This is a genomic window from Methylobacterium soli, from assembly GCF_008806385.1.
In the GTDB taxonomy this organism is placed as follows: Bacteria; Pseudomonadota; Alphaproteobacteria; order Rhizobiales; family Beijerinckiaceae; genus Methylobacterium; species Methylobacterium soli.
Genome location: NZ_VZZK01000090.1, coordinates 698 through 6,509, shown reverse-complemented (window position 1 = coordinate 6,509; position 5,812 = coordinate 698). Strand labels below are relative to the sequence as shown.

Annotated in this window: 5 protein-coding genes; 3 read left to right on the top strand and 2 right to left on the bottom strand. The window is 63.6% G+C overall.

All coding sequences use genetic code 11. The features are described from left to right. Positions 1–223: 223 nt before the first annotated feature. Positions 224–1,177, bottom strand: a complete 954-nt coding sequence (locus tag F6X53_RS31765; protein WP_425324717.1) for an MBL fold metallo-hydrolase — start codon at positions 1,175–1,177, stop codon at positions 224–226. 277 nt (positions 1,178–1,454) lie between these two features. On the opposite strand from F6X53_RS31765, the gene F6X53_RS32870 reads away from it, so the two are divergent. Both F6X53_RS32870 and F6X53_RS31760 read left to right on the top strand, forming a co-directional pair. Beyond that, entirely contained in the window at positions 1,455–1,709 is a 255-nt protein-coding gene (locus F6X53_RS32870; RefSeq protein ID WP_191971094.1) for a transposase, read from the top strand. Then, positions 1,615–2,601, top strand: coding sequence for an IS3 family transposase (locus F6X53_RS31760; protein WP_342354009.1), 987 nt, complete (start codon positions 1,615–1,617; stop codon positions 2,599–2,601). Before F6X53_RS32870 ends, F6X53_RS31760 begins: the two co-directional genes overlap by 95 nt. Here the strand turns inward: F6X53_RS31760 and F6X53_RS31755 are convergent. Continuing rightward, positions 2,585–3,088: a transposase gene (locus F6X53_RS31755; RefSeq protein ID WP_191971092.1), complete on the bottom strand. Its 504-nt coding sequence runs from the start codon at positions 3,086–3,088 to the stop codon at positions 2,585–2,587. The genes F6X53_RS31760 and F6X53_RS31755 overlap by 17 nt on opposite strands. Before the next feature lie 322 nt (positions 3,089–3,410). On the opposite strand from F6X53_RS31755, the gene F6X53_RS31750 reads away from it, so the two are divergent. Beyond that, positions 3,411–5,812: Ig-like domain-containing protein (locus F6X53_RS31750; protein WP_244965642.1), on the top strand; the 2,402-nt coding region annotated here is incomplete at its 3' end.

Here is a 5,812-nt window from a genome sequence, read left to right as displayed (position 1 = left end):
GAACCCACTCCGCCCTCAGCCAACAGACACCCTGGCAAAGGCTGAACAACCTTCTGGGTAACGACACCTAGACCAAAGCCGTTCCATTTCGAAAGTGCCGGGGACAGCACGCGATCCTACGGAAGCACATCCTCGGGACAGATCCCGAGGATGAACGATTGCCGACGAGACATCCGCGCGCGATCCCCGGTTCCAACGGACGATCGGATCGGCACAGGCCCCCTCAGTAGTCCCAGAACGCAGGAACCCACCGAAACGCGTCGCCATCAACCGCGACCCGGCCGACGGACGGGAACGGCAGATGCGTGGCGATCAATTGCTCGCCGGTCGCCGCCAGTTCCCGCAGAAGCCGGACGCGAACGCGAGCCGCCTCCTCGGGATCGTGCTCGAAGCCGTTGTGCCAGTCGGGGTGCTCGAACCCGACCGTGAACACGGCGTCGCCGGCGAAAGTTAGCCGGTCGCCGCCGGATGCCATGCGGACGACGCTGTGTCCGGGAGTATGGCCGCCGGTGCGTTGGACGATCACCCCCGGTGCGACCTGGTGCTCCTCGTCGAACAGTCGCAACTGGCTGCGATAATCTTGCGCGAACCGCTTGGCGGCCGCCCGAAGCGCATCTGGGAACCCCTGCGGCATGTCGACGTGGGTGAAGTCGGGCGCTTCCCAGAATTTGACCTCGGCAGCCGCCACGTGAATTCGCAGATCCGGGCGCAGCTGCTCTTTCACTCCGTCGACGAGAAGCCCGCCGACATGGTCCATGTGCATATGGGTGAGCACCACGTCTGTCACAGTCTTGAGATCGATACCTACGGCCTCTAACCGTCTTACCAATAGCCCGGCCCGCGGCAGGTTTAGGTTCGGGTCCAACCCCAACCCGGCGTCGACGAGGATGGTCTGGTCGCCGCTGCGGACCACAACCGCGTTCAGCGACCAGTCGAATGCGTCTGTCGGCAGGAACATGTCGTTCAGCCAAGCCGCCCTCACGGCTTGGTCGACGTTGTGTCCCAGCATCTTGGTCGGGAGCGGCAGCACGCCGTCGCTGACGACCAGCACGTCGATCTCACCGATCCGCACCGCGTAGCGCGAGGGCACCAGCTCCTCGCCCCCCGCACTTGGAGGACCAGCATATCCCGGATCGGTTCGTCCGGCATTGGCAGGTATCACAGTCGTCATCGTCATCCCTTTCGTAGGACGCGCGTGCATCTGGCTCGTTAGGATCGCGAAACGCGCGCCAGCCACGGAGGACGAGATTGAGCCGACAGATGTGACATGAGCGGTGAGAAGTTGATCTCATCGCCCGTGGATGATCGTTGCTCCGCGATAATTTCCTGGAGCAGACGTTCCTCAGGCCCGCAATGGGCCGAGAGCAGCCTGGACGGTGGAGTGGGCCCCTGGGGGTGGACGGATTGGGTGAGGCTGATTGACCGGTTCGCTGGGTCTTCGGAGGATGAAGACCATGGCACGACACCGTTCTCATAGCGTCACGTTCAAGCGTCAGGTTGCGCATGAGTACCTGTCTGGTGAGACGCTACACGGCTTGGCCAAGCGCCACGACCTCTCGCGCAACTTCGTGCGCGTCTGGGTGCAGAAGTACGAGGCCGGCGCGCTCGACGACGATGCGGCAGCCGCCGACACGATCCAGGCCTATGAAGCGCGCATCGCCGCGCTCGAACGGCTCGTCGGTCGGCAGGCGCTTGAACTTGGTTTTTAAAGGGGGCACTGCGAAGCGCGCCGCTGCCGAGAAGCGGGCCTACCTCCGTGATCACCGGCCCGACAGCCTCTCCGTCGCGGCAGGATGCCGGCTGATGGGCCTCGCACGCTCCACCTACTACGACGCTCCGACCCGGGCTGCAGACGACACCGCTCTCGTCGAAGCCATGGCGGCAATCTGTGACGCGTTCGAAGCCTACGGCTGGCGGCGCGTCCAGGCAGCCTTGCGTCAACAGGGATGGCCGGTGAACCACAAGAAGGTCCGCCGCCTCATGCGCGAGCACGACCTGCAGCCGCGCGTTCGGCGCCGCTACGTCACGACGACCGACAGCGATCACGATAGCCCGATCTTCCCGAACCTTGCCAAGGACATCGTGCCGGACGGCCCCAACCAACTCTGGGTCGCGGATCTGACCTATGTCGCGGTGACGGGCGGCTTCGTCTACGTCGCAATCATCCTGGATGCCTGGTCGCGGCGCGTGGTCGGCTACGCGCTCGGCCAATCCATCGACGCCCGCCTGACCGTCGCGGCTCTGCGGGTGGCGATCGAGCGTCGTCGACCAGCACCAGGGCTGACCCATCACACGGACCGTGGTAGTCAATACGCTGCCGAGGCGTATCGGAAGATCTTGGCCGAGCACAGGCTAGTTGGCTCGATGGGCCGGCGGGGCAATCCCTACGATAACGCCAAAGCTGAGAGCTTCATGAAGACGCTCAAGGTCGAGGGCGTGTACCCGATGGCATTTGAGACCTTTGCCGACGTCGCGGCTGAGCTGCCTCGCTTCATCGAAGAGGTCTATAACGCCCGCCGCCTGCACTCCGCACTCGGTTACCTGAGCCCCGCGCAGTTCGAGGAGCAACACGCCCAGCAGACGGTCAAAACCGCCGCCTGACCGTGCCCACCATCAGGGGCCCACTCCAGTAGGCGACCGGCAGACTGGCCTGGGCGTTTGCCAGCGAGAGCGTCATCGCAACCTGGCAGTTATCCTGTTTGCCGCTGACCACAGTATTGCCGGCTGACTCCGACCGAGTGCTGGCCCTTCTTGGGGAAGCCCTATCATCGACGATCCAAGCTTGGATCAGGCCTGGGCTCTCGATGAGGGGCAGAACCATGGCGCGGACCCGAGCCAGCAAAGCGACGTTTGACCACTCGCCCTTGGCCACGAAGTGGTGCAGCGGCTGATGGGTGGCCTGAACACGAGTTGGGGCTATCTGGGCCGCCATGGGCTCAATGCTCTTGTGTGTGCCTGGTAGGAGGAGACCGGTGCAGTAGGCCTTGAGCGGTGCGACCCGATCCGCATGGCCAAGGACGTCCGAGAGAGTGCCGACGTATGCGGCAAAGCGCGGCTGATTAGCCAAGGCGGTGATCAGGGGGGGCACGTCCCGCTCCTGCACGAGATCCTACTACCGGTCATACACCCCAAATTTCTGACGCAGCAGTGATATCAGAGCAGTCGGAATGGCGGGCCTCATATCACGCTCTGGATTTCCGGCAAATCGACGTCATGCCTCTGCTGGAAAAGTCTTTCTCAAAGCGAGCTATTCTATTTTCTCGGCAGCATAACAGTTTACTCGTCAGAGCCGACTGGCCTGGTGCGATGTTATCGACGCGTTACGCATCGAAAATATCGCTATTTCTGAGTAAATTTCCGGCAACCTACCAACATCCATAGAGATACGCGTCGCGAGCGGGGATTAGATTATGGCGGAAGTTACTCAGACCTTCGGAGGATCTCTCAATCAAGCTGGAAACCCCCTCGTCATAAACGGATATGCTTACGCGCAGCGCAGTACATCGGGATCTGCGACCGGCACCCTCTCAGTCCAAAACTTCGGTCTATTCAATGACGCTCAACTTAGAACGGGCGAGGGAACTGGCGTGGCAGTCAGCTTGCTGACGGGTCCCGGCTACCTTTCAATCTCTCAAGTATCGGGTGGCGCATTCGATCTAAATCAATTGGATCTAAATAGTGGGGTTGTTTTAGGAGCGGCGACAAACACGCAGTTCGTGGGTTACCGCAATGGTGTGCAAGTTGTTTCTGGAGATGCCTTTCAACTTCTTAATCTCAGTGGAATTCTTGGAGATCAAACAGTCAGATTCGGCTCTCAATGGGACGGAATTACCGAAGTCCGGATATTTAATTCGAGCGTCCTAGACATCGGCTTGGGACGTCTCGGTTTCAGAATTGATGATATTGTAACGGACGATCACTATGCGCCTACTGTGCCGACGCTGATTGCCGGCGCTGCTGCGACGCGGAATAATACTCCGACGATCACTGGCGCAACCGAGGCTGGTGCAACCGTCGCCATATACAACGGCAACACGCAAATCGGGACAGCCGTCGCGAACTCAGCTGGGCAATACTCCTTCACACCACCCTCGCCACTGGCCGACGGTACGTACAGTTTGAGCGCGCGTGCAACGGACGCCAGCGGTAACACCAGCGCAGCCTCGACACCGGTCTCGCTGATCATAGATACATTGGCGCCAGCAGCTCCTGCGATTACGACGGTTCCGACCTTAACTAACGACAACACGCCGACTATCACTGGCTCGGCTGAAGCGGGATCGACCGTCGCTATTCTCAGTGGCACGACCCAGCTTGGCACGGCTATCGCTACTCCTCAGGGCACATTCAGCTTCACCCCGACCACGCCATTGGCCGATGGTCCCTACGTTTTGCGTGCGACTGCTATAGACGCGGCCGGCAACGTCTCGGGCTCGTCGGCGGCCGTCGCCCTGACCATCGACAGCGTTGCGCCCGGTGCGCCGGCGATCACGACGCTGCCCGGTCTGATCAACAACGCCACCCCCATCATCACCGGCACGGCGGAGGTGGGCGCGACCGTCACGATCTCCGACAACGGCACGGTGCTGGGCACCGCTGTGGCCGGCGCCAACGGCGTCTTCAGCTTCACCCCCACCGCCCCGCTGGTGCAGGGTGCCAACAGCCTCACCGCCACCGCGCGCGACGCGGCCGGCAACGTCTCGGGCGCGTCGGCGGCCGTCGCCCTGACCATCGACAGCGTCGCACCCGGTGCGCCGGCGATCACGACGCTGCCCGGTCTGATCAACAACGCCACCCCCATCATCACCGGTACGGCGGAAGCCGGCACGACCGTCACGATCTCCGACAACGGCACGGTGCTGGGCACCGCTGTGGCCGGCGCCAACGGCGTCTTCAGCTTCACCCCCACCACCCCGCTGGCGCAGGGCGCCAACAGCCTCACCGCCACCGCGCGCGACACGGCCGGCAACGTCTCGAGCGCATCGGCGGCCGTCGCCTTGACCATCGACAGCGTCGCGCCCGGTGCGCCGGCGATCACGACGCTGCCTGGTCTGATCAACAACGCCACCCCCATCATCACCGGTACGGCGGAGGCGGGCGCGACCGTCACGATCTCCGACAACGGCACGGTGCTGGGCACCGCTGTGGCCGGCGCCAACGGCGTCTTCAGCTTCACCCCCACCGCCCCGCTGGTGCAGGGCACCAACAGCCTCACCGCCATCGCGCGCGATGCGGCCGGCAATGTTTCGGGCCGGTCCGCCGCGGTGGCCCTGACCATCGACAGTGTAGCTCCCGGTGCGCCAGCGATCACGACGCTGCCCGGTCTGACCAACAACGCCACCCCCATCATCACCGGCACGGCGGAGGTGGGCGCGACCGTCACGATCTCCGACAACGGCACGGTGCTGGGCACCGCTGTGGCCGGCACCAACGGCGTCTTCAGCTTCACCCCCACCGCCCCGCTGGTGCAGGGTGCCAACAGCCTCACCGCCACCGCGCGCGACGCGGCCGGCAACGTCTCGGGCGCGTCGGCGGCCGTCGCCCTGACTATCGACAGCGTCGCACCCGGTGTGCCGGCGATCACGACGCTGCCCGGTCTGACCAACAACACCACACCGATCATCACCGGCACGGCGGAGGTGGGCGCGACCGTCACGATCTCCGACAACGGCACGGTGCTGGGCACCGCTGTAGCTGGCGCCAACGGCGTCTTCAGCTTCACCCCCACTACCCCGCTGCCGCAGGGCGCCAACAGCCTCACCGCCACCGCGCGCGACGCAGCTGGCAACGTCTCGGGTGCATCGGCAGCGGT